The sequence below is a fragment of the Pseudomonas sp. DWRC2-2 genome, from assembly GCF_049897885.1.
GTDB classification, from domain to species: domain Bacteria; phylum Pseudomonadota; class Gammaproteobacteria; order Pseudomonadales; family Pseudomonadaceae; genus Aquipseudomonas; species Aquipseudomonas azotoformans_A.
Genome location: NZ_JAFCXD010000002.1, coordinates 108,757 through 134,378, shown reverse-complemented (window position 1 = coordinate 134,378; position 25,622 = coordinate 108,757). Strand labels below are relative to the sequence as shown.

28 protein-coding genes and 5 tRNA genes are annotated in these 25,622 nt (G+C 60.5%); 10 read left to right on the top strand and 23 right to left on the bottom strand.

What is annotated here, in order from left to right; translation table 11 throughout:
• Positions 1-17 precede the first annotated feature (17 nt).
• The 4 genes from ACP7EW_RS09125 to ACP7EW_RS09110 form a co-directional block, all read right to left on the bottom strand.
• Positions 18-323: a DUF6388 family protein gene (locus tag ACP7EW_RS09125; protein ID WP_133074693.1), complete on the bottom strand. Its 306-nt coding sequence runs from the start codon at positions 321-323 to the stop codon at positions 18-20.
• Positions 324-468: 145 nt separating this feature from the next.
• Positions 469-541: transfer RNA gene (locus ACP7EW_RS09120), tRNA-Thr, on the bottom strand.
• A 48-nt stretch (positions 542-589) separates the two neighbouring features.
• Positions 590-1,990, bottom strand: coding sequence for an O-antigen ligase family protein (locus ACP7EW_RS09115; protein WP_426216594.1), 1,401 nt, complete (start codon positions 1,988-1,990; stop codon positions 590-592).
• A 35-nt stretch (positions 1,991-2,025) separates the two neighbouring features.
• A complete protein-coding gene (locus ACP7EW_RS09110; RefSeq protein ID WP_082462009.1) occupies positions 2,026-2,448 on the bottom strand; it encodes a pilin in 423 nt (140 codons plus the stop codon).
• A gap of 194 nt (positions 2,449-2,642) precedes the next feature.
• On the opposite strand from ACP7EW_RS09110, the gene ACP7EW_RS09105 reads away from it, so the two are divergent.
• From ACP7EW_RS09105 to yacG, 4 genes are read left to right on the top strand one after another with little or no spacing between them, the layout of a single operon-like run.
• On the top strand, positions 2,643-3,851 hold the full coding sequence (locus ACP7EW_RS09105) for a type II secretion system F family protein (protein WP_426216592.1): 1,209 nt from the start codon (positions 2,643-2,645) through the stop codon (positions 3,849-3,851).
• The gene (locus ACP7EW_RS09100; RefSeq protein ID WP_426216590.1) at positions 3,848-4,714 is read left to right on the top strand and encodes a prepilin peptidase; all 867 of its coding nucleotides are present in this window, start codon (positions 3,848-3,850) and stop codon (positions 4,712-4,714) included. The genes ACP7EW_RS09105 and ACP7EW_RS09100 overlap by 4 nt, the downstream gene beginning before the upstream one ends.
• Complete coding sequence (coaE, locus tag ACP7EW_RS09095; RefSeq protein ID WP_426216588.1) at positions 4,711-5,334, top strand: dephospho-CoA kinase; 624 nt, start codon at positions 4,711-4,713, stop codon at positions 5,332-5,334. Before ACP7EW_RS09100 ends, coaE begins: the two co-directional genes overlap by 4 nt.
• The gene (gene yacG, locus ACP7EW_RS09090; protein ID WP_003188437.1) at positions 5,331-5,531 is read left to right on the top strand and encodes a DNA gyrase inhibitor YacG; all 201 of its coding nucleotides are present in this window, start codon (positions 5,331-5,333) and stop codon (positions 5,529-5,531) included. The genes coaE and yacG overlap by 4 nt, the downstream gene beginning before the upstream one ends.
• On the opposite strand, the gene ACP7EW_RS09085 is transcribed toward yacG, so the two are convergent.
• Both ACP7EW_RS09085 and ACP7EW_RS09080 read right to left on the bottom strand, forming a co-directional pair.
• Positions 5,528-5,743 (bottom strand): hypothetical protein, encoded by a 216-nt coding sequence (locus tag ACP7EW_RS09085; protein ID WP_003171680.1) that lies wholly within the window; start codon positions 5,741-5,743, stop codon positions 5,528-5,530. The genes yacG and ACP7EW_RS09085 overlap by 4 nt on opposite strands.
• A 65-nt stretch (positions 5,744-5,808) precedes the next feature.
• Positions 5,809-6,498: an energy-coupling factor ABC transporter permease gene (locus tag ACP7EW_RS09080; RefSeq protein WP_028618791.1), complete on the bottom strand. Its 690-nt coding sequence runs from the start codon at positions 6,496-6,498 to the stop codon at positions 5,809-5,811.
• 103 nt (positions 6,499-6,601) lie between these two features.
• On the opposite strand from ACP7EW_RS09080, the gene ACP7EW_RS09075 reads away from it, so the two are divergent.
• The 3 genes from ACP7EW_RS09075 to ACP7EW_RS09065 are packed head-to-tail and all read left to right on the top strand — an operon-like array spanning position 6,602 to position 8,818.
• On the top strand, positions 6,602-7,231 hold the full coding sequence (locus ACP7EW_RS09075) for a DUF1780 domain-containing protein (protein WP_033903339.1): 630 nt from the start codon (positions 6,602-6,604) through the stop codon (positions 7,229-7,231).
• A gap of 54 nt (positions 7,232-7,285) precedes the next feature.
• Positions 7,286-7,459: a DUF3094 family protein gene (locus ACP7EW_RS09070; RefSeq protein ID WP_016976295.1), complete on the top strand. Its 174-nt coding sequence runs from the start codon at positions 7,286-7,288 to the stop codon at positions 7,457-7,459.
• Positions 7,460-7,519: 60 nt separating this feature from the next.
• Positions 7,520-8,818 (top strand): NAD(P)/FAD-dependent oxidoreductase, encoded by a 1,299-nt coding sequence (locus ACP7EW_RS09065; RefSeq protein WP_028618790.1) that lies wholly within the window; start codon positions 7,520-7,522, stop codon positions 8,816-8,818.
• A 191-nt stretch (positions 8,819-9,009) separates the two neighbouring features.
• Here ACP7EW_RS09065 and ACP7EW_RS09060 read toward each other — a convergent pair.
• The 7 genes from ACP7EW_RS09060 to rluD form a co-directional block, all read right to left on the bottom strand.
• Positions 9,010-9,086: transfer RNA gene (locus ACP7EW_RS09060), tRNA-Pro, on the bottom strand.
• Positions 9,087-9,180: 94 nt separating this feature from the next.
• Positions 9,181-9,256: transfer RNA gene (locus ACP7EW_RS09055), tRNA-Lys, on the bottom strand.
• 5 nt (positions 9,257-9,261) lie between these two features.
• Positions 9,262-9,338: transfer RNA gene (locus ACP7EW_RS09050), tRNA-Pro, on the bottom strand.
• A 10-nt stretch (positions 9,339-9,348) separates the two neighbouring features.
• Positions 9,349-9,424 (bottom strand) — tRNA-Asn (locus tag ACP7EW_RS09045).
• Positions 9,425-9,725: 301 nt separating this feature from the next.
• Positions 9,726-12,290 carry an ATP-dependent chaperone ClpB gene (gene clpB / locus ACP7EW_RS09040; RefSeq protein ID WP_033897004.1) on the bottom strand — a complete coding sequence of 855 codons (2,565 nt, stop codon included), beginning with the start codon at positions 12,288-12,290 and terminating at the stop codon, positions 9,726-9,728.
• A 131-nt stretch (positions 12,291-12,421) separates the two neighbouring features.
• The gene (gene pgeF, locus ACP7EW_RS09035) at positions 12,422-13,147 is read right to left on the bottom strand and encodes a peptidoglycan editing factor PgeF (RefSeq protein WP_426216586.1); all 726 of its coding nucleotides are present in this window, start codon (positions 13,145-13,147) and stop codon (positions 12,422-12,424) included.
• Positions 13,144-14,106, bottom strand: coding sequence for a 23S rRNA pseudouridine(1911/1915/1917) synthase RluD (rluD, locus tag ACP7EW_RS09030; RefSeq protein ID WP_016976299.1), 963 nt, complete (start codon positions 14,104-14,106; stop codon positions 13,144-13,146). Before rluD ends, pgeF begins: the two co-directional genes overlap by 4 nt.
• 149 nt (positions 14,107-14,255) lie before the next feature.
• Between rluD and ACP7EW_RS09025 the strand changes: the two genes are divergently transcribed.
• Both ACP7EW_RS09025 and ACP7EW_RS09020 read left to right on the top strand, forming a co-directional pair.
• Complete coding sequence (locus tag ACP7EW_RS09025) at positions 14,256-15,281, top strand: outer membrane protein assembly factor BamD (RefSeq protein ID WP_061435280.1); 1,026 nt, start codon at positions 14,256-14,258, stop codon at positions 15,279-15,281.
• Positions 15,282-15,406: 125 nt separating this feature from the next.
• Positions 15,407-15,640: a PP0621 family protein gene (locus ACP7EW_RS09020; protein ID WP_033896999.1), complete on the top strand. Its 234-nt coding sequence runs from the start codon at positions 15,407-15,409 to the stop codon at positions 15,638-15,640.
• Here ACP7EW_RS09020 and thiO read toward each other — a convergent pair.
• The 5 genes from thiO to pilV form a co-directional block, all read right to left on the bottom strand.
• Positions 15,627-16,736 (bottom strand): glycine oxidase ThiO, encoded by a 1,110-nt coding sequence (gene thiO, locus ACP7EW_RS09015; protein ID WP_426216584.1) that lies wholly within the window; start codon positions 16,734-16,736, stop codon positions 15,627-15,629. The two genes, ACP7EW_RS09020 and thiO, sit on opposite strands and share 14 nt — an antisense overlap.
• A gap of 62 nt (positions 16,737-16,798) precedes the next feature.
• Positions 16,799-17,200, bottom strand: coding sequence for a type IV pilin protein (locus ACP7EW_RS09010; RefSeq protein ID WP_426216582.1), 402 nt, complete (start codon positions 17,198-17,200; stop codon positions 16,799-16,801).
• Between the two features lie 11 nt (positions 17,201-17,211).
• Complete coding sequence (locus tag ACP7EW_RS09005) at positions 17,212-17,742, bottom strand: pilus assembly PilX family protein (RefSeq protein WP_426216580.1); 531 nt, start codon at positions 17,740-17,742, stop codon at positions 17,212-17,214.
• Positions 17,743-17,749: 7 nt separating this feature from the next.
• Complete coding sequence (locus ACP7EW_RS09000; protein ID WP_426216578.1) at positions 17,750-18,457, bottom strand: PilW family protein; 708 nt, start codon at positions 18,455-18,457, stop codon at positions 17,750-17,752.
• Complete coding sequence (gene pilV, locus ACP7EW_RS08995) at positions 18,454-18,939, bottom strand: type IV pilus modification protein PilV (protein WP_426218036.1); 486 nt, start codon at positions 18,937-18,939, stop codon at positions 18,454-18,456. Before pilV ends, ACP7EW_RS09000 begins: the two co-directional genes overlap by 4 nt.
• Before the next feature lie 192 nt (positions 18,940-19,131).
• On the opposite strand from pilV, the gene ACP7EW_RS08990 reads away from it, so the two are divergent.
• A complete protein-coding gene (locus ACP7EW_RS08990) occupies positions 19,132-19,704 on the top strand; it encodes a GspH/FimT family pseudopilin (protein WP_426216576.1) in 573 nt (190 codons plus the stop codon).
• Here the strand turns inward: ACP7EW_RS08990 and ispH are convergent.
• From ispH to ribF, 5 genes are all read right to left on the bottom strand, one after another.
• Complete coding sequence (ispH, locus tag ACP7EW_RS08985; RefSeq protein ID WP_025856583.1) at positions 19,667-20,614, bottom strand: 4-hydroxy-3-methylbut-2-enyl diphosphate reductase; 948 nt, start codon at positions 20,612-20,614, stop codon at positions 19,667-19,669. The two genes, ACP7EW_RS08990 and ispH, sit on opposite strands and share 38 nt — an antisense overlap.
• Before the next feature lie 179 nt (positions 20,615-20,793).
• A complete protein-coding gene (fkpB, locus tag ACP7EW_RS08980; RefSeq protein WP_173390393.1) occupies positions 20,794-21,231 on the bottom strand; it encodes an FKBP-type peptidyl-prolyl cis-trans isomerase in 438 nt (145 codons plus the stop codon).
• 7 nt (positions 21,232-21,238) lie between these two features.
• On the bottom strand, positions 21,239-21,748 hold the full coding sequence (lspA, locus tag ACP7EW_RS08975) for a signal peptidase II (protein ID WP_016976310.1): 510 nt from the start codon (positions 21,746-21,748) through the stop codon (positions 21,239-21,241).
• Entirely contained in the window at positions 21,741-24,572 is a 2,832-nt protein-coding gene (ileS, locus tag ACP7EW_RS08970; protein ID WP_426216574.1) for an isoleucine--tRNA ligase, read from the bottom strand. The genes lspA and ileS overlap by 8 nt, the downstream gene beginning before the upstream one ends.
• Before the next feature lie 14 nt (positions 24,573-24,586).
• On the bottom strand, positions 24,587-25,525 hold the full coding sequence (ribF, locus tag ACP7EW_RS08965) for a bifunctional riboflavin kinase/FAD synthetase (RefSeq protein WP_010213269.1): 939 nt from the start codon (positions 25,523-25,525) through the stop codon (positions 24,587-24,589).
• Between the last annotated feature and the right edge of the window lie 97 nt (positions 25,526-25,622).

Sequence of the window (25,622 nt, the reverse complement as noted above, 5' to 3'; positions counted from 1 at the left end):
GCTCACCACAGCGGCTTCTAAACCACCAAGTCATTCATCTCGCAATACTCTTCCCACTCGACACCCAACACCTCGGCCGCCTCTTTATGCAAGGCCAGCCGTGCCGCTTCGAACTCTTCCGGTGTCGAGGTGTACTTGAGGGTCAGTTCCCAAGGCTGGTAGCCCTGGCTTTCGGCCTCGTCCTCGAATGCCCACTGAATCTGGTCGCGCTGATCATCAACGCTCAGGTCCTTGATCTCTTCTTTAAGTTGCGGCGACTCCTCGAGGTATTTTTCGAGGGCTGCTTGATGCCGAACTTCCTGGGTCATTTCAGTCGTGGTCATGTCGTTCTCTTAGATCGAGGAATGGGGATGCATCTGGGTCATCAAGGTTGCGCAGATACAAAAGAGCGGGCGCAAATGCCAGCTCGTCTGGCCTTCAGAACCATTCTGGGATCATCTGAAAACAGTGCTGCCGATGTTGCCTTTTTGCCCGAGACAGGAATCGAACCTGCGACCTTCGCGTTACGAGTGCGCTGCTCTACCGGCTGAGCTACACGGGCGGTGGGCTAAAGCTAGCACCGCATCGGAAGTCCGGCAACTTGCCGCCGTCAGCGGGCAATCACGCCTTGGGCCCAGAAGCGTGGTTGCAGATGATTGCCGTGGGCGCCCAGGTACTGCTGCTGGGCGTATTCGATATGAGGAACGTCCCGCACGGCGATCACAACCAACAGACCAACGGCCAGTACACCCAATGCTTTCCAGGCGCTCCAGGCCAATGGCAACTCGTTGGTTTGTGGGGTTCGCCAGACGTGCAACGCCATCAGCCAGCCCACCACCAGCGCCAGCCAGACCTGGGAGTTGGGCATCACGATCACGCCGTCGACCATGGACTGCACCAGCGCACCGACCAACGCCGCAAATAGGCACAGCCGCAGCAAATCTGCACACTCGGCGCTCAGCGCACGCTCACGCACGACACCGACCGTGGCCCAGCCTCCTCGCCATGCCAACACCGCGACGCACAACGCTGATGGCACGCCCCACTCGCTCGTCCATTGCAGGATGGCCTGATGAGGGTGAGCGGCAATGCTGTTGGCGATATCGGCGAAATGCATCGGCCCGAAGCCCAACCAAGGCCGCTCGACGAGCATATGCCAGGCCTGCCACCAGATCGGCCCTCGCCCCGACAACGACGTCGTGAGACGATCGCTGGCGGCATTCGCGATCTCGATCCCCAGGTAATCCGCCAACACCTTGAACACCAGCCAATACAACAAAAGTCCGCCCAGCATTGCGGCCAACTGCCAACCCAACCAGCGCCGGCCCCATGGCCCCAGCACCGCCAACACCACGCCCGCCGCGCCCATGCCAAGCCAGGTGCCACGCGTGCCGCCACCCACTGCAATCAGCCACCACACGCACAGCAGCGCAAACACCGCGGCCTTGAGTGAGCGAGACAGCGTGGGGATCAATAAGGGGAGTGCCAGCAGCGGCAAAGTAAACGTCTGGAACTGGCCGTAGAAACGTTTGTTGGAAAAGCCGGCCAGCAGTACGTCAGGGTCTAGCGTGCGCTCAGCGTTAATGAACGCCAGAGCACCGGCGTAGGTGTATTGAATCGATTTGATCAGGCACAGCAGCACCACGAACAGAATCAAGATGCGGTCCAACGATTCACCGCCCTGGCGTCGCAGCAGGGCGAATGCCACCGCAATCGCGCCGCAGCTGACGAACGATGCCATTTCGACAAGCGCCCAGAGCGGCTGGTGAGCCCGCATTGAAGACGCCAGGCCCAACACAATGATCAGCGCCAGGCCCAAGGCCGTGGGCCGGTCAACCAGCCGTTCAACGTGGGCGACCGACAGCCCGTACAGCACCGCGCAAGCCCCGATGGCGATCTGCATCACCCGTTGCAGATCATGCCCACTGAAGGGAGCACAAACCCCAACCACCAGCAGGCACACCACTGCCACCAGAAAAATACTGCCACGCTGCTCTACGGATAACACCATCGGCCACCTCAACTTCCCTGCGCAGGGTTTAGCAGTTATGCACCGTCGGCGCCGCAACCTTTGGCGACATATTTTGCGTCAGCCGTGGTGGTGCATTTCCAACCGGTGGTGGCATTGCGCGTCAGGCTGATGGTCTTGCCCAGCACCGGTGCGGGCGCGTCGAGTATTTCGCATTGGATGGAGCCCGCGCCCGTGGCGACATCGCCTGCGACATCAATCTTGCAGTTGGCTGTCGGGCTGGTGCCGCCGATCAATGCCAGCGTCGGGACCGTGCCCTGGTTGAGGGTGTCTTCATACCCAGGCTTCAACGCGCTGATTTCAGCCAGGCCGGCGGTGAATTTGGCCTTGGCCTGGTGGGTGGTGTACATGGGCAGGCCAATGGTGGCCAAAATGCCGATGATTGCCACGACGATCAACAGCTCGATCAGGGTAAAACCTTTTTGACGTCTCACATTCACTCTCCAGGATAAAACTCATGACAAGGCGCGTCCTGCGCCCCGTTGTTGTGCAGCGGCGCCAGTGTACTCATCCGCAGACGCTCAATCGCGCGCAAGACGCACATTCTGACATTTTATCCTGCTTCGCCCGCCTGCCCGAATCCGTCACCTGACTAAGCTATAAATCTTCGACGACCTCTGTGCGGAACGGTGACATGGACGACGCTTTAACGCTGTACGCCTGGGAAGGCATCAATCGCAAAGGACGCAGGGTGTGCGGGCAAACCACGGGGCACAATCTTGCCTGGGTCAGGGCCCAGTTGCGCCAACAGGGCATCAGCCCAGGGCATGTGCGCAAGAAATCCCCCGTTCTACGAGGATTCACACCGTCGATCAAATCGACGGATATCACCCTGTTCACTCGCCAACTGGCGACGCTGCTAAAGGCCGGGATTCCCCTGCTGCAAGCTTTCGCCGTCATCGGCGATGGCTTCGACAACCGCGCTGTTCGCGAGTTGGTGCAGGGGCTGAAACAAGCGATCGCCGCAGGTTCCAGCCTGGCCGAAGCCTTGCGCAAACAACCGCGCTGCTTCGATGAGCTGTATTGCAATCTGGTGGCGGCCGGCGAGCAGGCCGGAGCGCTGGAAACCCTGCTGGAGCGTGTGGCGATTCATCGGGAAAAGAGCGAGCAATTAAGGGCCAGGATCAAAAAAGCCATGACCTATCCGATCGCGGTGCTGGTGGTGGCCAGCCTGGTCACCGGTGTTCTGCTGATCCACGTCGTGCCGCAGTTCCAGAACCTGTTTGCCGGCGTCGACGGCACGCTACCCGGTTTCACCTTGCAGGTGATCGCCTTGTCCGAGTTTGTGCAGAAAGCCTGGTGGATCGTAGCGCTGGGCATTCTCGCGGGAGGCATGGGGTTGCGCCACGCCTATAACGCCGCCCCTGCTTTTCGACTCTGGCTGGATGCCGGTTTGTTGAAAGCGCCGCTGGCAGGCAAACTGCTGACAAAATCGGCCGTGGCCCGCTACGCCCGCACACTGTCCACGACCTTTGCGGCGGGCGTCCCCTTGATTCAGGCATTGGATTCAGTAGCCGGCGCGGTCGGTTCAGGGCCGTTCAAACAGGCAATCGAACATATGCGACACGATGTATCCACCGGCCTGCCATTGAATCAATCCATGCTCGCCAGTGGCCTGTTCCCTCCCATGGCGATCCAGATGACTGCCATCGGCGAAGAGTCGGGCACACTGGACCGTATGCTGGAAAAGGTCGCCAATCATTACGAGGCCGATGTGGACAACCTGGTCGATAACCTCACCAGCCTGATGGAGCCGCTGATCATGGTGGTCCTGGGCAGCATCGTCGGCGCGCTGGTCATCGCCATGTACTTGCCGGTCTTCCAGCTGGGGAGCGCGTTTTGAGCCTGTTACTGGTTGAACACCCGTGGGCCTTTGTGGTGATGGCAGGGATACTGGGGCTGATCGTCGGCAGTTTTCTCAACGTGCTGGTGTGGCGCCTGCCAAAAATGCTCGAACGGGAATGGCGCGCCCAAGCCCATGAAGTGCTCGGTCTACCCGCCGACCCAGCCGGGCCGACCTATAACCTGATGCGCCCCAATTCCTGCTGCCCGCATTGCAACCATCCGATACGCCCATGGGAAAATATCCCACTGCTCAGCTACTTGTTTCTGCGAGGTCGTTGCGCCGATTGCCGAGGGGCAATCAGCCCACGCTATCCACTTACTGAACTGGCGTGTGGACTGATCTCGGCTTGGGTGGCCTGGCATTTCGGCTTTGGCTGGCAGGCGGGCGCAGTGCTTGTACTGAGCTGGGGCTTGCTGGCGATGAGCCTGATTGATGCCGATCATCAATTGTTGCCGGATGTGCTGGTGATGCCGTTGCTGTGGCTGGGGCTGATCGTCAACGGGTTCGGCCTGCTGACGACATTGGCCGACGCACTGTGGGGCGCAGTGATCGGGTATATGAGCCTGTGGAGCGTGTTCTGGCTGTTCAAGCTGGTCACTGGCAAGGACGGCATGGGCTACGGCGACTTCAAGTTGCTCGCGCTGCTCGGTGCCTGGGGCGGTTGGCAGATCCTGCCGATGACGCTGTTGATGTCGTCGTTGGTCGGTGTGTTCGTCGGCTTGATCCTGATGCGGCTGCGCAAGGTCCAAGCGTCGGCGCCGATGCCATTTGGTCCGTATCTGGCAATTGCCGGCTGGATTGCAATGCTCTGGGGTGGTCAAATAACCGACTTCTATTTGCAGTCTGTCGGTTTCAGATGACCACTTCTGTTGCAACACCCTGGATTCTCGGCCTTACCGGCGGCATCGGCAGCGGCAAAAGCGCGGCGGCCCAGCACTTTATCGACCTGGGTATCGACCTGGTAGACGCCGACCATGCTGCGCGCTGGGTGGTCGAGCCTGGTCGTCCGGCACTGGCGCGTATCGCTGAGCATTTTGGTACAGGCGTATTACAGCCTGACGGCCAATTGGACCGCGGCGCATTGCGCAAGCTGATCTTTGAAGTCCCCGAAGAGCGCCGCTGGCTCGAAGCCCTGCTGCACCCGTTGATTGGTGAAGAAATTCGCAGCCACCTGGCGCGGGCAACGTCACCTTACGCGATCCTGGTGTCCCCACTGCTGATCGAATCCGGCCAGTACAGCATGACCCAGCGCATCCTGGTGATCGACGTGCCGCAATCGCTGCAGATTCAGCGTACCCTGCAGCGCGACGGCATCAACGAGCAACAGGTACAGGCGATCCTCAAGGCACAATCCAGCCGCGAAGACCGCCTGAAACATGCCGATGACGTACTGGTCAATGACCAGGACCTCGCCTGGCTGCACAGCGAGGTCGAGCGACTGCACCACTTTTACCTTACTTTGCGTGGAGGCCGATCATGAGCCAACCCTTGACCGTCGACTGCCCAACCTGCGGCGCACCCGTGGAATGGAAAGCGACCAACCTCAACCGGCCGTTCTGCTCGGACCGCTGCAAACTCATCGACCTGGGCGCCTGGGCCGCTGAAGAACACAAGATCCCCGTGGCCCCGGATGCCGAAGACGAACTGTTTTCCGAAGACCTGCCACCGCGCCACTAAGGGCGCATAAAGGCGTATTCCTGCTGGTCGTCGAGGTTTTCTGCAAGGTATTGCAGCTCGTCGGCCAGGTCTTCGAAACTGCGCACACCTTTACTCTGCTGCACCACCGCACTGAGCATGGCACGCAGGGTCAGGCCTGGGTCAAAGCCGATTTCCTGTGCCGCATCCTGGCTTCTGCGCAATTCCTGCCGTGCCCACTCGTACACACTCATGTTTCATGCTCCTGAAAAATTCTGCAGAGCATGGGCCTGGCTGCGTGCGCTGGATTTGATCTGGGTCAACGCTGCGAATCTTCATCCTTCCAAGGTGCCGAGAGGTAGCGCGTGCGGTTGAAGGTCTCCAGCCATTCAGGGCAAAACACCACCAGGGCGCTGATGACCATGCCGTTGATAAAGGCTTCGGGGAAAATGATCAGCCACAGGTAGCCGATGAAATCTTCCAGCCATTCCGGCATGGCGAAACGACCGTCGAACCAGAGCAGCCCAAGCCCGAACAGCAGGCAAAGCAGCGCCGACAGAGCAGCAGCAAAAAAACCGGAACAGAAGATATACACAAAGGGATTGCGCGGTTGCGCTCGCTCCACCAGCAACGCGCAGGCCTCGGTGACCAGCACCGGCAGCCCGATCAGCAACAGGCCGTTGATGCCAAGGGCGGCCAAGTCCTGGCGACCCAACACCATCAAGCCCACCTGGGCGGCAAAGCCGCCGACGATTGCGAGGGGCCAATCCAGCAGCAGGGTCACGGCGGTCATGCCGATGAAGTGGTAGGACACGCCGGTATCAAAATCCCGCCGCACCAGCCACAGTATGAACAACGCGAACACGGTGCCGAACAGCAAATGTTGGCGTCGACGGTCGGCAAACAATTCGACCCAAGGTGACCGTATGACCGCCCATAGCACAACGGGGGCATACAACAGCCAGCCGACGCCCAGGGTTGTCGGCGCCAGCATCGCGGCACTGATCACGGCAGCACGCTCCATGTTGGAAAATCAGTCGGATTGTCAGTCTACACCGACGTTTTATAGCGGGACTTCCTGCGGTCATCATTTGAGCGCTAAGCTGCTAGCTATGGATGACTCAGATTACTTGCGCCTGCTCACCGTAGCAGCCGAACAAGCCAACGCGTTCCTGTCCAATGCCCGCAAATGGGAGCGTGAGCGTTGGGTCTGCCAGCGCCTGCTGCAAGGCTTGAATGTGCCTTATCGAGCCGAAGAGTTTCACGCCGCAGGGCAAGAGCCCCCGGACGTACTTTTTCGTGACGCCAGCTTCGAGGTGTTTTTCGTACTGGATGAGGGCCGCCGCCTGAACGACGAATGGCGCGACGAGTTACTGCGCCGGCGCAGCGCCTTCTCCCTGAGCCAACTGGTACGACGCGAGACCAAGCCGCGACGCATCCCCGCCCATGAGTTTCTATTGCGCCTGGCGCCTACACTGCGCAAGAAAGCCCATAACTATAAAGAGCGCGGGATGGATCTGGGCGAGCTGGATATCGTCGCCTTCACCAGCCTCAAGCGCGAAGTGCTCGACCTGAACAGCCATTTTCCGCCACCGACGGAATACCTGCGCCAGGGCTGGCGCTCACTGTCATTGGTGGGACCGACGTTTGCACGGGTGTTGTTCGCGCACCCGGACGCACCGGATTTCTTGCGCAACAACCTGGGCCGCAGCATAGTATTCGACGTGGGCATCAGCCTCTGATCCCCCGGACTGTAACGTGGCGCCCTTTTGCAACGTCTACCTGACGAGGCCTTTATGACCAGCCGCCTGAACCCCGATGACCAACAGCATGTCGAAGAGTACCTGCAACTCTCCCAAAACCGAGTCGAGCGCAAGCCTTTCCGGCCATGGCTGCTCCTGGGTGTGGTGCTTGTTGTAGTGATCGGCCTGGGCCTGCTGAGCCGACTTTTGAGTTACCTGACGCTATGAGCTGCCTGGCGCTCGCGGGGGTAACTGCTCCGATTTCTTTTAGCCTTGCGAGATATCCCCATGACCCATCGTATTATTATCGTCGGCGGCGGCGCCGGCGGCCTGGAGTTGGCTACCCGCCTGGGTAAGACTCTGGGCAAGCGCGGCACCGCCAGCATCACGCTGGTGGACGCCAACCTGACCCACATCTGGAAACCCTTGCTGCACGAAGTGGCGGCCGGCTCGCTGAATTCTTCGGAAGACGAACTCAACTATGTTGCCCAGGCCAAATGGAACCACTTCGAGTTCCAGCTGGGGCGCATGAGCGGGCTTGACCGTGAGCAGAAGAAAATCCAGCTGGCTGCCACCCTCGACGAAGAAGGCCGTGAGCTGGTGCCCGCGCGCGTGCTGGGCTATGACAGCCTGGTGATTGCCGTGGGCAGCACCACCAATGACTTCGGCACCGAAGGCGCGGCACAACACTGCCTGTTCCTCGACACCCGCAAGCAAGCCGAGCGCTTCCACCAGCAATTGCTCAACCACTACCTACGCGCCCATGCCGGGCAGACGGACGTGGTGGAAAAGATCAGCGTCGCCATCGTCGGCGCGGGTGCAACCGGGGTCGAGCTGGCCGCCGAACTGCATAATGCCGCCCATGAACTGGCCGCCTACGGCCTGGACCGCATCAAGCCGGAAAACATGCACATCACCCTGATCGAAGCCGGCCCACGGGTGCTGCCTGCCCTGCCGGAGCGTATCGGCGGGCCTGTGCATAAAACCCTGGAGAAACTTGGGGTGACCGTGCTGACCAATTCGGCGGTGAGCGAAGTGACCGCCGATGCGTTGATCACCAGCAGCGGCCAGGTAATCCCCGCCAGCCTCAAGGTCTGGGCCGCCGGGATTCGTGCGCCAGGCTTCCTCAAGGACATCGATGGCCTGGAAACCAACCGCATCAATCAACTGCAAGTACTGCCGACACTGCAAACTACCCGCGACGAAAACATCTTCGCCTTTGGCGACTGCGCCGCCTGCCCGCAACCGGGCACCGACCGCAACGTACCGCCACGGGCCCAGGCGGCTCACCAGCAAGCCTCGTTGCTGGCCAAGTCGCTGAAGCTGCGCATCGAAGGCAAGGACTTGCCGAGCTACAAGTACACCGACTACGGCTCGCTGATCTCGCTGTCGCGCTTCTCGGCAGTGGGTAACTTGATGGGCAACCTCACCGGCAGTGTGATGCTCGAAGGCTGGTTGGCGCGGATGTTCTATGTGTCGCTGTACCGCATGCACCAGATGGCGCTGTATGGGGTCTTCCGCACGGCGATGTTGATGCTGGGGAGCAAGATTGGGCGTGGAACCGAGCCGCGCCTGAAACTGCACTAACAACACGGTCCCGGAGGGGACTTGGTCAATGTGGGAGCGGGCTTGCTCGCGAAAGCGGTGTATCAGTCAGTACATCTGGCACTGAACCACCGCTTTCGCGAGCAAGCCCGCTCCCACATTCGTTTTACGGTGAGTCAGATTTGCGTGCACAAAAAAAATCCCCGTATCTTTCGATACGGGGATTTTTAATATGGTCGGGGTAAGGGGATTCGAACTCCTGACATCCTGCTCCCAAAGCAGGCGCGCTACCGGACTGCGCTATACCCCGGTAAAAAAAAGGCGACCTTTCAGTCGCCTTCTTCGATCAGCGCTTTTGGCCTCTGATCTTAAGATTCGATTCCAGCGTTAACTGGTCTCAAAAATGGTGGGTCGTGTGGGATTCGAACCTACGACCAATTGGTTAAAAGCCAACTGCTCTACCAACTGAGCTAACGACCCAAATATGGTCGGGGTAGGGGGATTCGAACTCCCGACATCCTGCTCCCAAAGCAGGCGCGCTACCGGACTGCGCTATACCCCGATATTGAAATTGGCTCCGTGACCAGGACTCGAACCTGGGACCCAATGATTAACAGTCATTTGCTCTACCGACTGAGCTATCACGGAACTACATATTTCAAAGTACTACGTTGTTGCTGACTACCTTCTCTTCGACTTGTTCGTATCGCTACGTTCATGTCTCTGAGGCGCGCTATTCTACAATCTTAAAAACCCCTGTCAACCCTTTAAATTGCTTTTAAGACAATGATTTGCGCTTGTTTCTGATTTCTTCTTGGGGAGAAGAAACCCGTGGGCTGACGTTGCTGCGGGGCGCACTTTACAAGCCTTTGCCTTACAGTTCAACGCCCTATCGAAAAAAAAAGGCCCCGCAATGCGGGGCCTTCTCTTATTACCCAACAGACTGGGATCAGTGGAAGACGATTTCGTCGTTTTCCACCGTCGCCTCGACGCTGGTGCCAGGCATGAAGCTGCCGGACAGGATCAACTGGGCCAGCGGGTTCTCGATCCAGCGCTGGATCGCACGTTTCAGAGGCCGTGCGCCATACACCGGGTCGTAACCGACTGCGATCAGCTTGTCCAACGCCTCGCTGCTCAATACCAAGTCCAGCTCGCGCTCTGCCAGGCGACTACGCAGGCGGCCCAACTGGATCTCAGTGATGCCCGCGATCTGATCCCGTGCCAGAGGCTCGAAGATCACCACTTCGTCGACCCGGTTGATGAACTCCGGACGGAAGTGACTGGTCAGCGCATCCATCACGGCAGCACGCTGGCCTTCACGATCACCCACCAACTCCTGGATCTGTGCCGAGCCCAGGTTGGAGGTCATCACGATCACCGTGTTGCGGAAGTCCACGGTACGCCCGTGGCTGTCCGTCAGACGGCCATCTTCCAGCACCTGCAGCAGGATGTTGAACACATCCGGGTGCGCCTTCTCGACCTCATCCAGCAAGATCACCGAGTAAGGCTTGCGCCGCACGGCTTCGGTCAGGTAACCGCCCTCTTCGTAGCCTACATAGCCTGGCGGTGCGCCGATCAAGCGAGCCACCGAGTGTTTCTCCATGAATTCGGACATATCGATCCGCACCATGGCCTCTTCGGTATCAAAGAGGAACTCGGCCAAGGCCTTGCACAACTCGGTCTTACCCACGCCGGTCGGGCCGAGGAACATAAACGAGCCGCTCGGACGGTTCGGGTCGGACAAACCGGCCCGCGAACGCCGTACCGCGTTGGACACCGCCACCACAGCCTCTTCCTGGCCGATCACGCGCTGGTGCAACAGGCTTTCCATCTTCAGCAGCTTGTCGCGCTCGCCTTCGAGCATTTTCGACACTGGAATGCCGGTCCACTTCGAGACGACTTCGGCGATTTCTTCCTCGGTCACCTTGCTGCGCAGCAACTGGTTCTCAGGCTTGCCGTGCTGGTCGACCATCTGCAGGCTGCGCTCCAGGTCCGGGATCACCCCGTACTGCAACTCGGCCATGCGGTTCAGGTCGCCTTTACGGCGCGCGGCTTCCAGTTCCTGGCGGGACTGCTCGATCTTTTGCTGGATCTGCGCAGAACCTTGCACTTCGGCTTTTTCCGAAGTCCAGATTTCCTCCAGGTCCGAATACTCACGTTCCAGACGGACGATTTCTTCCTGAAGTTTTTCCAGGCGTTTCTTCGCCGCGTCGTCCTCTTCTTTCTTCAGGGCCTGGGACTCAACTTTCAGTTGAATCAGGCGACGATCCAGGCGGTCGAGCACTTCCGGCTTGGAGTCGATCTCCATGCGGATGCGGCTGGCCGCTTCGTCGATCAGGTCGATGGCCTTGTCGGGCAACTGACGGTCAGTGATGTAGCGATGGCTCAATTTGGCCGCCGCAATGATCGCGCCGTCGGTGATTGCCACCTTATGGTGGACCTCATAACGCTCTTTCAGTCCACGCAGGATCGCGATGGTGTCCTCTTCGCTCGGTTCTTCCACCAACACTTTCTGGAAGCGACGCTCAAGGGCCGCATCCTTTTCAATGTACTGGCGATATTCGTTGAGCGTCGTGGCACCGACACAATGCAACTCGCCCCGCGCCAAGGCCGGCTTGAGCATGTTGCCCGCATCCATGGAGCCTTCGCCTTTACCGGCGCCGACCATGGTGTGCAGTTCGTCGATAAACAGAATGATCTGCCCTTCCTGCTTCGACAGTTCATTGAGCAGGGATTTCAGGCGCTCTTCGAACTCGCCACGGAACTTGGCACCGGCAATCAGCGACCCCATGTCCAGGGACAGCAGGCGCTTGCCTTTGAGGCCGTCCGGCACTTCACCATTGATGATGCGCTGGGCCAGGCCCTCGGCAATCGCGGTTTTACCCACGCCGGGCTCACCGATCAGCACCGGGTTGTTCTTGGTGCGACGTTGCAGGACCTGGATGGTGCGACGGATTTCATCGTCACGGCCGATCACCGGGTCAAGCTTGCCTTCTTCGGCGCGCTTGGTCAGGTCGACGGTGTATTTATCCAGGGCTTGGCGCGACTCCTCATGGTTGGGGTCGTTCACCGCGTCGCCGCCGCGCAGGTTGTTGATGGCGTTTTCCAGGGCTTTCTTGCTCACGCCCTGGCCCAGCAACAATTTGCCGAGCTTGCTGTTCTCGTCCATGGCGGCGAGCAGCACCAGTTCGCTGGAGATGAACTGGTCGCCCTTCTGCTGGGCCAGACGGTCTGCCTGGTTAAGCAGGCGCGCCAGGTCCTGGGACATATTCACGTCGCCAGTCGGATTTTGGATTTTCGGCAGTTGGTCGAGCTCTTTGCTCAACTCCTTGCGGAGGCTGTTGACGTCGAAGCCCACCTGCATCAGCAAGGGCTTGATAGAACCACCTTGCTGCTCCAGGAGCGCCTGCATCAAGTGTGCAGGCTCAATGGCTGGGTGGTCGAGGCCCACCGCCAGGGATTGAGAGTCAGATAACGCCAACTGCAATTTGCTGGTTAAACGATCTATACGCATTAGTCACCTTCCTTTTGAGCAGGCCGGAGCTATAAAACATTCCTGAATGAAGAAACCTGCCAGATACCCTTATAGATGGGGTGGATTCTGGGAGTTTCAAGCTTCGGACAGTTGACGCAGATCAGAGGAGTCTAGCGTTCCAGCCAGATAAGGGAGGCAAACCGACCGGTGCGTGGGCTACGGCGATAAGAAAAGAAGCGCGGGTCGGTCACGGTGCAGAATCCGCCACCATAAACAGCAGTGACACCGCGTGCAGCCAGGCGCAAACGGGCCAGCTGATAGATGTCGGCCATGTACTTGCCGGGATTGCGGCTGGGCACAAAGGCTTCGGCGGTGATCGGCTGTTGCTGCATGAAGGTTTCACGCACTTCCGGGCCGACTTCAAAGGCTTGCGGGCCAATCGCCGGGCCGAGCCAGACCAGCACTTCGTCGGGTTCGACATCCAGGCTTTCGAATGCCGCTTCCAACACGCCCGCCGCCAGGCCACGCCAACCGGCATGGGCTGCGGCGACGCGAGTGCCAGCGCGGTTGCAGAACAGTGCGGGCAGGCAATCGGCAGTCATGGCGGTGCAGGCAATGCCGGGGGTGCTGGTCCAACTGCCATCGGCTTCAGCGGTGCGGCCTGGGTCAGCTTCGACCACGGTCACACCATGAACCTGACGCAGCCAGGCCGGCTGGATATCAAAGGCATCACTTAAACGACGGCGATTCTCCAGGACAGCCTCCAGGCTGTCCTCGACATGATCGCCCAGGTTGAGGCTGTCGAACGGCGTCAGACTGACGCCGTCCGCACGGGTGGTGACGCAGGCTTTTACCCGAGCCGGCGCGGGCCAGTCAGGAATAAGCCAGTCACTCATCCGATAAACGCCTCGCGATCCTGCTTGAGCAGCGACAACAACCAGACCAGATCGTCCGGCAGAGGCGATTCCCAGCTCATCCGCTTACCGCTCGTCGGATGGTCCAGCTCCAGGAAACGTGCATGCAAGGCCTGGCGCGGGAAGGTTTTCAACGATTCAACCATGGTCTGGCTGGCCGCAGGCGGAATACGGAAGCGACCGCCGTAGGCCGGATCGCCGACCAACGGGAAGTTGATGTGCGCCATGTGCACGCGAATCTGGTGCGTACGGCCGGTTTCCAGCTTGACCCGCACGTGGGTGTGGGAACGGAAACGCTCCAGCACACGATAGTGGCTAACGGCCTGCTTGCCGCCTTCCATCACCGCCATACGCTGGCGCTGCTGGCCGTGGCGACCGATCGGGGCGTTGATCTTGCCACCCGCCACCACCACGCCGATCACGATGCACTCGTAGATCCGGCTGACGCTGCGGCTTTGCAATTGTGTGACCAACTGCGTCTGCGCCTGAATGGTCTTGGCCACCACCATCAAGCCGGTGGTGTCCTTGTCCAGACGGTGCACGATGCCGCAGCGCGGGACATTGATGATGTCCGGCACGTGGTGCAGCAGGGCATTGAGCAAGGTGCCATCAGCGTGCCCGGCTGCCGGGTGAACCACCAGGCCTGCGGGTTTGTTGATGACCAGGATGTCGTCGTCTTCATAGACGATATCCAGCTCGATGTCCTGGGCGACCCATTCTCCCTGGGCTTCCTGCTCGGCAGTCAGCTCAAGAATCGCACCGCCATGGACTATGTCTCGCGGGCGGATAACCGCTCCATCCACAGTCAGGCGGCCGTCTTTGATCCAGGCGGAAAGGCGCGAGCGCGAGTGCTCAGCGAATAATTGTGCGGCGACTTGATCGAGGCGTTGGCCGCCCAATTCGGACGGCACCTCTGCGCGAAGTTCAATTTTATCGGACATGCTCAGACTAGGCGTGGCACAGCCTTTGGTTTCGGCTGCGCGCTTGTGGTTAAATACGGCGTCTTTTGCCCCGAGGCTTTCAACGGGGCGCTCATCATAACAGGACGGCCCCGCCCAAGACAGCGGCCGTCATAGGGACGCAAGCCGCCATGCAAGTGAAACACCTGCTGCTGATCGCCATCCTCGCCATGACTGCTGCTTGCTCGTCAACAAAGGAAGTCGTCGACGAAAACCTGAGCGAAGTCGAGTTGTACCAACTGGCTCAGAAAGACTTGGACAATAATAGCTTCACCAGCGCCACAGCGAAGCTGAAGGCACTGGAGTCGCGCTATCCGTTCGGGCGCTACGCCGACCAGGCCCAGCTCGAGCTGATCTACGCCAACTACAAGAACGCCGAGCCGGAAGCTGCCAAGTCCGCCGCCGAGCGTTTCATCCGCCTGCATCCGCAGCACCCGAACGTCGACTACGCCTACTACATGAAGGGCCTGACCTCGTTCGACCAGGACGTCGGCCTGCTGGCGCGCTTCCTGCCGCTGGACATGACCAAGCGTGACCCGGGCGCTGCCCGCGACTCCTACAACGAGTTCGCCCAGCTGACCAGCCGCTACCCCAACAGCCGCTACGCGCCGGACGCCAAGCAGCGCATGATCTACCTGCGCAACCTGCTGGCTTCCTACGAGATCCACGTGGCCCACTACTACCTGACCCGTCAGGCTTATGTAGCCGCCGCCAACCGTGGTCGTTATGTCGTAGAGAACTTCCAGGAAACCCCTTCCGTGGGTGACGGCCTGGCCGTGATGACCGAGGCTTACCAGCGTCTGCACCTGGACGAGCTGGCCAGCACCAGCCTGGAAACCCTGAAGCTCAACTACCCGGATCACCCAAGCCTGAAAGACGGCCAGTTCGTGCCTCAGGTTGCTGAAGCCGACAACCGTTCGTGGCTGAGCAAGTACACCCTGGGCCTGATCGAGTCCCGTCCACCGCTGCCGCCTGGCGAAACTCGTGCCAACCAGGACGTGATCAAGCAGTACCAGGACGCCAAGGACGCCATTCCTTCGGAGCTCAAGCCGCATGACGAGAACGGCGACGTGATCAAAGAAGAAGAGCCTGAGGCCCTGGGCAACAACCAGGATCGTTCGTGGTTCAGCTACATGACTTTCGGTGTGTTTGACTGATAGCACCCGGTGTCATCAAGAAGGAGCCTTTCGAGGCTCCTTTTTTGTGGGTGATATTTATTGCGCTGTGCGCCTGGCACGTCCTTGGCTAAACTGGCGCATTCCTTGTCGAGAAACTGCCCATCATGCTTCGTCTATTGTTCTGGATTGCCGTCATTGCCGCCGCAGTATGGTTCTGGCGCAAATTCAAAAGCCCGGCCGCCAAGCAGCATCGCGCCAGCGAGCCTGACGCAGCCCTGATGGTGCGCTGCGCCCACTGCGGCGTGCACCTGCCACAGGATCGCGCCTTGAGCTCACGCCAGGAGTGGTATTGCACCCAGGCGCATCTGGAGCAAGGACCGAAGTCTATCCAGCGTTGACCCGACCTTCTGGCGCATAAGGCGCGGGGTCGATGATCGGCGTACGCGCCAGCAGCAGGTCGGTAAACAACTGGCAGGACGCCGGCGCAAGCACCAGGCCATTGCGGTAATGCCCGCAGTTGAGCCACATGCCGCTGAAGCCCGGCACTGGGCCGATGTAAGGAATGCCTTCCGGCGAACCGGGGCGCAATCCGGCCCAGTGCCCAACCACCTCGGCGCCCGCCAGGGCGGGAATCAACTCCACCGCCGATGCCTTGAGGCTTTGCAGCGCCGTTTCGGTGGGGGTCTTGTCGAAACCTTCATGCTCCAGGGTACTGCCGATCAAGATGTGCCCGTCACGCCGCGGGATCGCATAACGGCCCTTGGCCAGGACCATGCTCGACAGGAAGTCCGAGGCGCATTTGTACAGGATCATCTGGCCCTTGACCGGCTCGACCGGCAGCGACAGGCCCAACGTACCCAGCAGTTCACCACTCCAGGCGCCAGCCGCCAGTACGACCTGATCGCCGAAGATCGGCCCATTGGTGGTGTTCACCCCCACGACATTGCCCGCATCCAGAACAAACCCAGTCACTTCAGATTGCTCGTGAACGGTCACGCCGGGCAGGGCCAGCAGTGCCGCCTTGAGGGATTTGACCAGGCGCGGGTTGCGCACATTGGCGACGTCAGCCATGTAGACCGCGCTGGAGTACCCGCCGCCCAGCACCGGAACGGCATCATGGGCAGCCGAGACATCCACCTTGCTCAAGGGGCGACCTTCCCGAGCAGCCCAGGCCAGGGCTTCGGCTTCGTCGTCCAGGTCCAGCCAGTAAAGGCCCGTGGTATGCACCTGCGGATCAATCCCCGTCTGGGCGAACAGGCGCTGCGCCAGCTGTGGATAAAAGTCCTGGGACCAATGGGCCAGCGCAGTGACAGCCGGGCTGTAGCGCCACGGATACAGCGGCGAGACAATACCGCCGCCCGCCCAGGAGGACTCCTGTCCCAACCCCGCGCGCTCCAGCAGCACCACGGCTTGCCCTTGGGTCGCCAGGTTGAACGCCGTCAATAAGCCGATGACCCCGCCACCGACAATCACTACCTGCTGTTGCTCTGCCATCATTTGATCCAGCCGATAAATAGGAACACGCGCACCTGGCGCCCAGTCGTCCAGCACCCTCATCATTGCCCCCAGCACAGCTTGCGCGACATGTCCGGGGCGGCGCCCGGATTGGTCCGCGCACCGGCGCTGGTCAGGCTGAAGTCGCCGCAAAGGTCGCCGGTCATCACCGAGCCGACGCCAGGCGTAGCCACCAACTGGAAATCCTGAGGGTTCAATGCAGCGGTGATTCTATAGCGATCGTTGCCCTCGCTGACGCCGCTTGCATCAATAAAAGTGCCGCTCCTCGTATAAAACCGCTCCAGGTGCTGAGCCTGGTCGGTCAATAACGCGACGATTTCCGCGCGATAGACCTTTTTCATATGGCCGGTGTAGCCGGGGTAAGCAATCCCGGCCAACACCGCAATGATCACCACGGCGATCAGTAACTCGATCAGGGTAAAGCCCTGGCTGTCCATGCCCATTTCAACGCTCCTTATTGAAGTTGCCGCCAGGCCACCCGCCGAAAACGCGAGCCGCCCTCCTCTTCTACCCGCGCATAGACGCTCTCCAGCACCGTGCGCAATTGGCCGCTTAACCCGACGGCCGTCACTCGATATGCGTCGGCCACCGCTTGTGGTGGTACATGCGCCAGCCCCACCGCAGGTCCCAGGGATTGAATGCCGTACAGACCTCCGCTCAGCGCTACCCAAGTGACACCCGAGACAGGGTCCAGCCCAGCCCCAACCACCGAATAGGCGGCGGCCGGCGGTGCACAGGTGACAATCGACCGGCACGGCAGCAGCGTCGCAAATGACCGCTGCACGCTCGACTCTCCGCGTCGCAAGCCACTTTCGGCGCTTTGCAGCGACTGATTGCGGTGCCAGAGGCTAGCGGCGACCTTTTGCTGGGTGACCGCGCCTTGCATGGATGACAGACCGATCAGCGACAAAAGCAGCAACAACACCAGGCTGATCAGCAGCACCATGCCGGCCTGGCGCAGGCGAATAGGTTCTTTAAGCTTCATGGCGGCGCTACCCCAGACGGTTTCGCAGCGCCGCCACGACGCTGTAGGTTTGATCCTTCACGCGTCCGGCGGGATCTTGCAGCGTCATCAGGATGCGCACGCTGCGTATCAAGCCCAGGTCCGCCGGGCTCGCGTCGTAACGCGCCACCTCCGTCGACGAGGGTTTGGCAGCCACGCCAAATATGATATCGAAAGCCTGCACGTTATCCACCAACACTGCCTTGGCGGGGGCCGCAGGCGTGCTGACTTTCAACTGACCGGCTTCGAAGGTGTAGGTGATCTGGCGCAGCGCAAAGCGGATTTGACCGGGGGCAGGCGCAGGAGAACTACCTGCGTAGGCCTGGGCGGCGCCCGTGCAGTCGGACAATACGGTCCAGTCAGCCTTGCCATTCTCGTTACCAACATCTGCCGTGACTAGCGTCAGCGACTTTGCCCCCGCCCCAACGCTCCAACTGACAGGCTGATCGAAGGCCGGCGGGGCATTGTCGATAAATTCCGTGGCCAAACAGCCAAACATGCCCGCCTGGCGAATATCCTGGGTTATCTTGCCCAGCACGAACCGTGCGTCATCCTGCAGCAACATCGCAGCCTGCTGGCTGGCGTGGGTGGCTCTGGAACCGATCAGCACCTGGGTCCCCCCCAACACCAATACCAAGCCCGTGGCCAACGCCAGCAGCAATTCCACCAGGCTGAATCCCCCAACACGACGCCTCATTGCGACCCCCTCGATTCATCGCTGACGCGACTGGTCAGGATGAATGTTTCCCGAGCCCCCGGCCTGTTCGTGCCCCGGCTATCGTCCCAACTGATGCTGACAGTCACCTCACCCGCACTGACCGACACCGAGCCTTTCGCGCTCGCCCCGGCGAAGCCGAGAATATTGGCCTCGAAATCATGCAGGTCCAGGTCGCGCACGCTGGCAGACGCTCTGCTGGCTGGCGCACGTTCGGCCCGGCCCCAGGAGTAGTCGACAGCGGAATTGGCGCGGATTCGGTCAAGCATGTCGTAGGCAATGAAACTGGCCTGGCTGGTCATCCTGGAACTGTCTGTGTACTTGAGCGCATTGAGCTGGATCACCGCCGCGCCCAGCAAGCCAATGGCGAGAACCAGCACGGCAACCAGCACCTCGATCAGCGTCATGCCGATTTGGTGTCGAGAAAAAACCTGGGGAAAACCGCTGTTGGGGCAGGCAAGCATTACCGTCGTCATCCGTGTCGAGGTCCGAAAAAAGCAGGAAAAATCTGCTGTGCGGCCCAAGACTAGCGCCGGTTTTTCGCTCGCGCTGCTCCCGGAACAAAGGGAAATACTTTGGACATGAAGGCCATCATTCGGCGTAACGCACGGGGCGCTATACCTAGGACTGCACCTGAATCCAAGGAGGGACGATACATGCGCCAACAAGGTTTCACCCTGATTGAACTGCTGCTCGGGCTGATCGTGAGCGGCATCCTGGCCAGCCTGGCAACCCCGAATTTCAAGGGATTGCTGGAATCACGACAGCGACACAGCGCGGCACAGTCCTTGACCGCAGGCCTGCGCTACGCGCGCTCTGAAGCCATCGCCCGTAACCAGCCGGTGGTCATTCATGCACGGGAAGAAGACTGGAGCCAGGGCTGGCGGGTCATTGTGGATGTGAGCGGACGCGGCCACCTGGATGACGACAACCCCGTGCTGCGGGAACACCAGGATAACGGTCGTGTACCGATAGTCGGCAATGGGCCGGTCAAGAGCCAGGTGCGCTTCAGCGGATTGGGCGAACCGGTGTTTTCAGGGGGAGGTTTTCGCGCGGGCACTGTGCATGTTTGCACCACGGACCAGGCGCAGAGCCTGTATCAGGTCGTACTGGCGCCCAGCGGACGCATCAGCCTGCGCAGCGAGCGTGCCGAGCAGGCGTTGTGCCGGAGTGACTCCGGCACACAGGCACTCAGAGCAGCGAGCGAACCCGCAGTTCCTTGGGCATAGAGAAGGTGATGTTCTCTTCGCGCCCAGCCAGTTCGTCGGCACCGGTGGCACCCCAGGCGTGCAGCTGCTGGATAACGCCGCGCACCAGCACTTCCGGGGCCGAAGCACCTGCCGTGATACCAATACGCTCGACGCCATCGAACCAGCTGCGCTGCATGTCTTCGGCGCCGTCTATCAGGTACGCCGGAGTTGCCATACGTTCCGCCAACTCACGCAACCGGTTGGAGTTGGAGCTGTTGGGGCTGCCGACAACCAAGACCACATCGCACTCATCGGCCAGTTGCTTGACCGCGTCCTGTCGGTTTTGAGTGGCGTAGCAGATGTCGTCTTTGCGTGGCCCACCAATGGCCGGGAAGCGGCTGCGCAGCGCGTCGATCACGCGGCTGGTGTCGTCCATCGACAAGGTGGTCTGGGTCACGAATGCCAAGCGCTCGGGGTTGTGTACCTGCAGGTTGGCGACGTCTTTTTCGTCCTCCACCAGGTAAATCGCCCCGCCATTGCTGGCGTCGTACTGGCCCATGGTGCCTTCGACTTCCGGGTGGCCGGCATGACCGATCAGGATGCACTCTCGACCGTCACGGCTGTAGCGCGCGACTTCGATATGCACCTTGGTCACCAGCGGGCAGGTGGCATCAAAAACTTTGAGGCCACGGCCCGCCGCTTCGGTACGCACAGCCTGGGAAACACCGTGGGCGCTGAAGATGACAATGACGTCGTCCGGCACCTGGTCCAGCTCTTCGACAAAGATCGCGCCACGCGCGCGCAGGTCTTCGACCACGAATTTGTTATGGACGACTTCATGACGCACGTAAATCGGCGGCCCGAAGACTTCCAGGGCGCGGTTGACGATTTCGATCGCCCGGTCCACGCCGGCGCAGAAGCCACGGGGGTTGGCGAGTTTGATTTGCATGCTGTGCCTCGTGTCTTGCAGCCACTTGGGTTCAAGCTAGACGCTAACCCACCTGACAATAGAGATCAAAGGTGGGAGCGGGCTTGCTCGCGAATGCGGTGGGTCAGTAAATAAATCTGTTGACTGACCCACCGCATTCGCGAGCAAGCCCGCTCCCACATTTTTAACCGCGTCGTTGATCAGATCGCTTTAACGTCGATGATTTCAACATCAAAGGTCAAGGTTTTACCGGCCAACGGGTGGTTGAAGTCGATGGTCACTTGCGCGTCATCGAAGGTTTTCACCACACCGGGCAGTTCGGTATTCGCCGCATCATTGAAGATCACCAACAGGCCTTCCGACAGGTCCATGTCCTGGAACTGCGAACGCGGGATGATCTGCACATTTTGCGGGTTGGGCTGACCAAAGGCGTTTTCCGGCAGGATCTGCAGGGTGCGCTTGTCGCCGGCCTTGAAGCCGAACAGGGCCGCTTCGAAACCCGGTAGCAGGTTGCCATCGCCGACCTTGAAGGTGGCCGGGGCTTTGTCGAACGTGCTGTCGACCGTGTCGCCATTCTCCAGGCGCAGTGCGAAATGCAAAGTGACTTCCGTGTTCTGGCCGATGCGTTGCTCAGCCAATACCTGATCAGTCATTGACGGTCTCTCCGGTTTTCTTACTTTTGAACATGTCCAACGCCAGCATGATTGCACCGACGGTGATGGCGCTGTCGGCAAAGTTGAACGCCGGGAAGTACCAGCGGTTCTGCCAATGCACCAGGATAAAGTCGATCACATGGCCAAGGGCGATGCGGTCGTACAGGTTGCCCAGCGCGCCGCCCAACACCAGGGCCAAGGCGACAGCCAGCCAGGTGTCATCGCGACCAAGACGCTTGAGCCACACCACCAGCACCGCACTGACCACCACGGCGATCAGGGCGAACAGCCAGCGCTGCCAGCCACCGCCATCAGCCAAAAAGCTGAAAGCGGCACCGGTGTTGTAGGCCAGGGTCCAGCTGAAGTAATCCGGGATCACCACAATCTGCTGGAACATCTGCAGGGAGCCTTCGAAATGAGCCTTGCTGACCTGGTCAATGACCAGAACCAGCAGACTCAGTACGAGCCAGCCCAGACGTCCGAAACGGCTGGCATCAGGCATAGTGGCGAACCTCACCGGCACCCGAGATGTTGTCGACGCAGCGACCACAGATTTCCGGATGCTCAGGGTTCACGCCGACGTCTTCACGGCAGTGCCAGCAACGGGCGCACTTAGGGAAGGCCGACTTGACCACTTTGAGCTTGAGGCCTGGCACTTCGGTGGCGACCGCGTCCGCCGGGGCCTGGGCGAATGGCGCCAGGCTCGCGGTGGAGGTGATCAGCACGAAGCGCAGTTCATTGCTCAGCTTGGCCAGGTCGGCGGTCAGGCCTTCTTCGGCGAACAGGGTGACTTCGGCTTGCAGGTTGCCACCGACGGCCTTGGCCGCACGCTGCACTTCCAGCTCCTTGTTCACCGCAACCTTCACGGCCATCACGCCTTCCCAGTACTCGCGACCCAGTTCGAAGTCGGCCGGCAATTCGGTCAGGCCTTCGTACCAGGTGTTGAACATCACGGACTCGTTACGCTCGCCCGGCAGGTATTCCCACAGTTCGTCGGCGGTGAAGGCCAGGATCGGTGCGATCCAGCGCACCAGCGCTTCGGAGATGTGATACAGCGCGGTCTGCGCCGAGCGGCGAGCCTTGCTGTTGGCGCCGGTGGTGTACTGGCGGTCCTTGATGATGTCGAGGTAGAAACCACCCAGCTCCTGCACGCAGAAGTTGTGAATCTTCGAGTACACGTTCCAGAAGCGGTATTCGCCGTAGTTTTCCTGCAACTCGCGTTGCAGCAACAAGGTACGGTCCACGGCCCAACGGTCGAGGGCAAGCATGTCCTCGGCCGGCAGGATGTCGGTGGCCGGGTTGAAACCGGTCAGGTTCGACAGCAGGAAGCGTGCGGTATTACGGATGCGGCGGTAGGCATCGGCGCTGCGGGCCAGGATCTGGTCCGATACGGCGATTTCGCCCGAATAGTCGGTCGACGCAACCCACAGGCGCATGATGTCGGCGCCCAGGGTGTCGTTGATCTTTTTCGGCTCGATCACGTTCTTCAGCGACTTGGACATCTTGCGGCCCGTCTCGTCGACGGTGAAGCCGTGGGTCAGCAGTTCGCGGTACGGCGCGTGGTTGTCGATGGCGCAACCGGTCAGCAACGACGAGTGGAACCAGCCACGGTGTTGGTCGGAGCCTTCCAGGTACAGGTCGGCACGCGGGCCGGTCTCGTGACCCATCGGGTGCGAACCACGCAGCACGTGCCAGTGGGTAGTACCCGAGTCGAACCACACGTCGAGGGTGTCGCTGATCTTGTCGTACTGCGGCGCTTCGTCACCCAGCAGTTCGGCGGCGTCCAGCTTGAACCAGGCTTCGATGCCTTCCTGTTCAACGCGCTGGGCCACTTGTTCCATCAGTTCGACGGTACGTGGGTGCAGCTCGCCGCTTTCCTTGTTCAGGAAGAACGGGATCGGCACGCCCCAGTTACGCTGACGGGAGATGCACCAGTCCGGACGGTTGGCGATCATCGAGTGCAGGCGCGCCTGGCCCCAGGCCGGGACGAACTTAGTGTCCTCGATGGCTTTGAGCGAGCGCACACGCAGGGTGTCGCCGCTGGTGGGCTCTTTGTCCATGCCGATGAACCACTGCGCGGTGGCGCGGTAGATCAGCGGGGTCTTGTGGCGCCAGCAGTGCATGTAGCTGTGCTGGATGGTGGCGGTTTGCATCAGCGCACCGACTTCACGCAGCTTTTCGATGATCGGCTGATCGGCCTTGAAGATGAACTGGCCGCCGAAGAACTCCAGCGACGGTACATACACGCCATTGCTTTGCACCGGGTTGAGGATGTCATCGTTGACCATGCCGTAGGCTTTGCAGGTCACGAAGTCGTCCACGCCATAGGCAGGGGCGGAGTGAACCACGCCTGTACCCGAACCCAGCTCAACGTAGTCAGCCAGGTACACCGGCGACAGACGGTCATAGAACGGGTGGCGGAAGTTGATCAGCTCCAGCGCGGAGCCGGTGGTGGTCGCGATGACCGAACCTTGCAGCTCGTAGCGGGCCAGGCAGGACTCGACCATTTCTTCAGCGAGTACCAGCAGGCGGTCACCAACGTCCACCAGGGCGTAGGTGAACTCCGGGTGCACGTTCAGCGCCTGGTTGGCCGGGATGGTCCACGGGGTGGTGGTCCAGATCACGATGGCGGCCGGCTTGGCCAGCGAAGAGAGGCCAAAGGCCTCGGCCAGCTTGGCGTCGTCGGCGATCGGGAAGGCCACGTCGATGGTCGAGGACTTCTTGTCTTCGTACTCGACTTCGGCTTCAGCCAAGGCCGAACCGCAGTCGAAGCACCAGTTCACGGGCTTGAGGCCCTTGAACACGAAACCGCCCTTGACGATCTCGGCCAAGGCACGGATTTCCCCGGCCTCGTTCTTGAAGTTCATGGTCTTGTAGGGGTTGTCCCACTCGCCCAGCACGCCCAGGCGGATGAATTCGGACTTCTGCCCTTCGATCTGCTCGGTGGCGTAGGCACGGCACAGTTCGCGGGTTTTATCCGCGCCCAGGTTCTTGCCGTAGGTCACTTCGACTTTGTGTTCGATCGGCAGGCCGTGGCAGTCCCAACCCGGTACGTACGGCGCGTCGAAGCCCGACAGGGTTTTCGAGCGCAGGATCATGTCCTTGAGAATCTTGTTCAGCGCATGACCGATGTGAATCGTGCCGTTGGCATAAGGAGGGCCGTCGTGCAGGACGAATTTCGGACGATCCTTGCCAATTTCGCGCAACTTTCCGTACAGGCCAATACTGTCCCAGCGCTGCAGGATCTGCGGTTCGCGCTGTGGCAGGCCGGCCTTCATTGGGAAGGCGGTGTCCGGAAGGTTTAGCGTGGCTTTATAGTCGGTCATTTAAGGCTCTTCGGTTAGCGATGGGCGCTAGGTGCGGCTAGTGCACGGGCGGCGGCGACATCCGCATTGATCGCCGTTTTCAACGCCTCAAGGGAGGCGAAACGCTGCTCTTCACGCAGCTTCTGGTGGAAAACCACCGTCAAACGCCGGTCATACAGATCACCGGCAAAATCCAGCAGGTGTACTTCCAGGTGGGCCTTGCCATCACCTGCAACCGTGGGCCTGACGCCTATGTTGGCGACTCCGGGCCACGATTGGCCGTCGATGTCGACACTCACCAGGTAGACCCCGGTCAGCGGCACACGACGGCGCTTGAGTTGCACGTTGGCGGTTGGCGTGCCCAATTGGCGCGCCAGCTTCTGGCCGTGCAGGACCCGCCCGGCAATGCGGAACGGGCGACCGAGCAAACGCTCGGCCAAGGCGAAGTCGGCAGCAGCCAGGGCGTTACGCACCTGGGTACTGCTCACGCGCAGGCCGTCCAGTTCGACGGTTTGCGCGGCTTCGACGGTAAAACCCTGGTTGACGCCCGCGTGTTGCAGGAAATCGAAATCCCCGACACGGTCGCAACCGAAGCGGAAATCGTCACCGACCTCCAAATGCTGCACGCCCAGGCCATCGACCAGGATACGGTCGACGAACTCGGCAGCGCTCAGGCTTTGCAAACGCTGGTTGAAGGCCAGGCAGAGGACACGGTCCACGCCCTCTTCAGCCAGCAATTGCAGCTTGTCCCGCAGGCGGGCCAGGCGGGCTGGCGCGGTTTCGGGGGTGAAGTATTCCCGCGGCTGTGGCTCGAAAATCACCACGCAGCTGGGCACGCCCAACTCGACCGCGCGTTCGCGCAGCCGAGCCAGGATAGCCTGGTGGCCACGGTGAACACCGTCAAAGTTGCCAATAGTGGCGACGCAGCCCCGATGCTCGGGGCGCAGGTTGTGGAGACCTCGAACCAGCTGCATAACGCGCTTCTTGCTCATAAAGTGGTCGATTATAACCACACCCGGCCCCGGACGACAGGCAACAGCACAGGCCAAATGGATCGAATCGATAAAACAA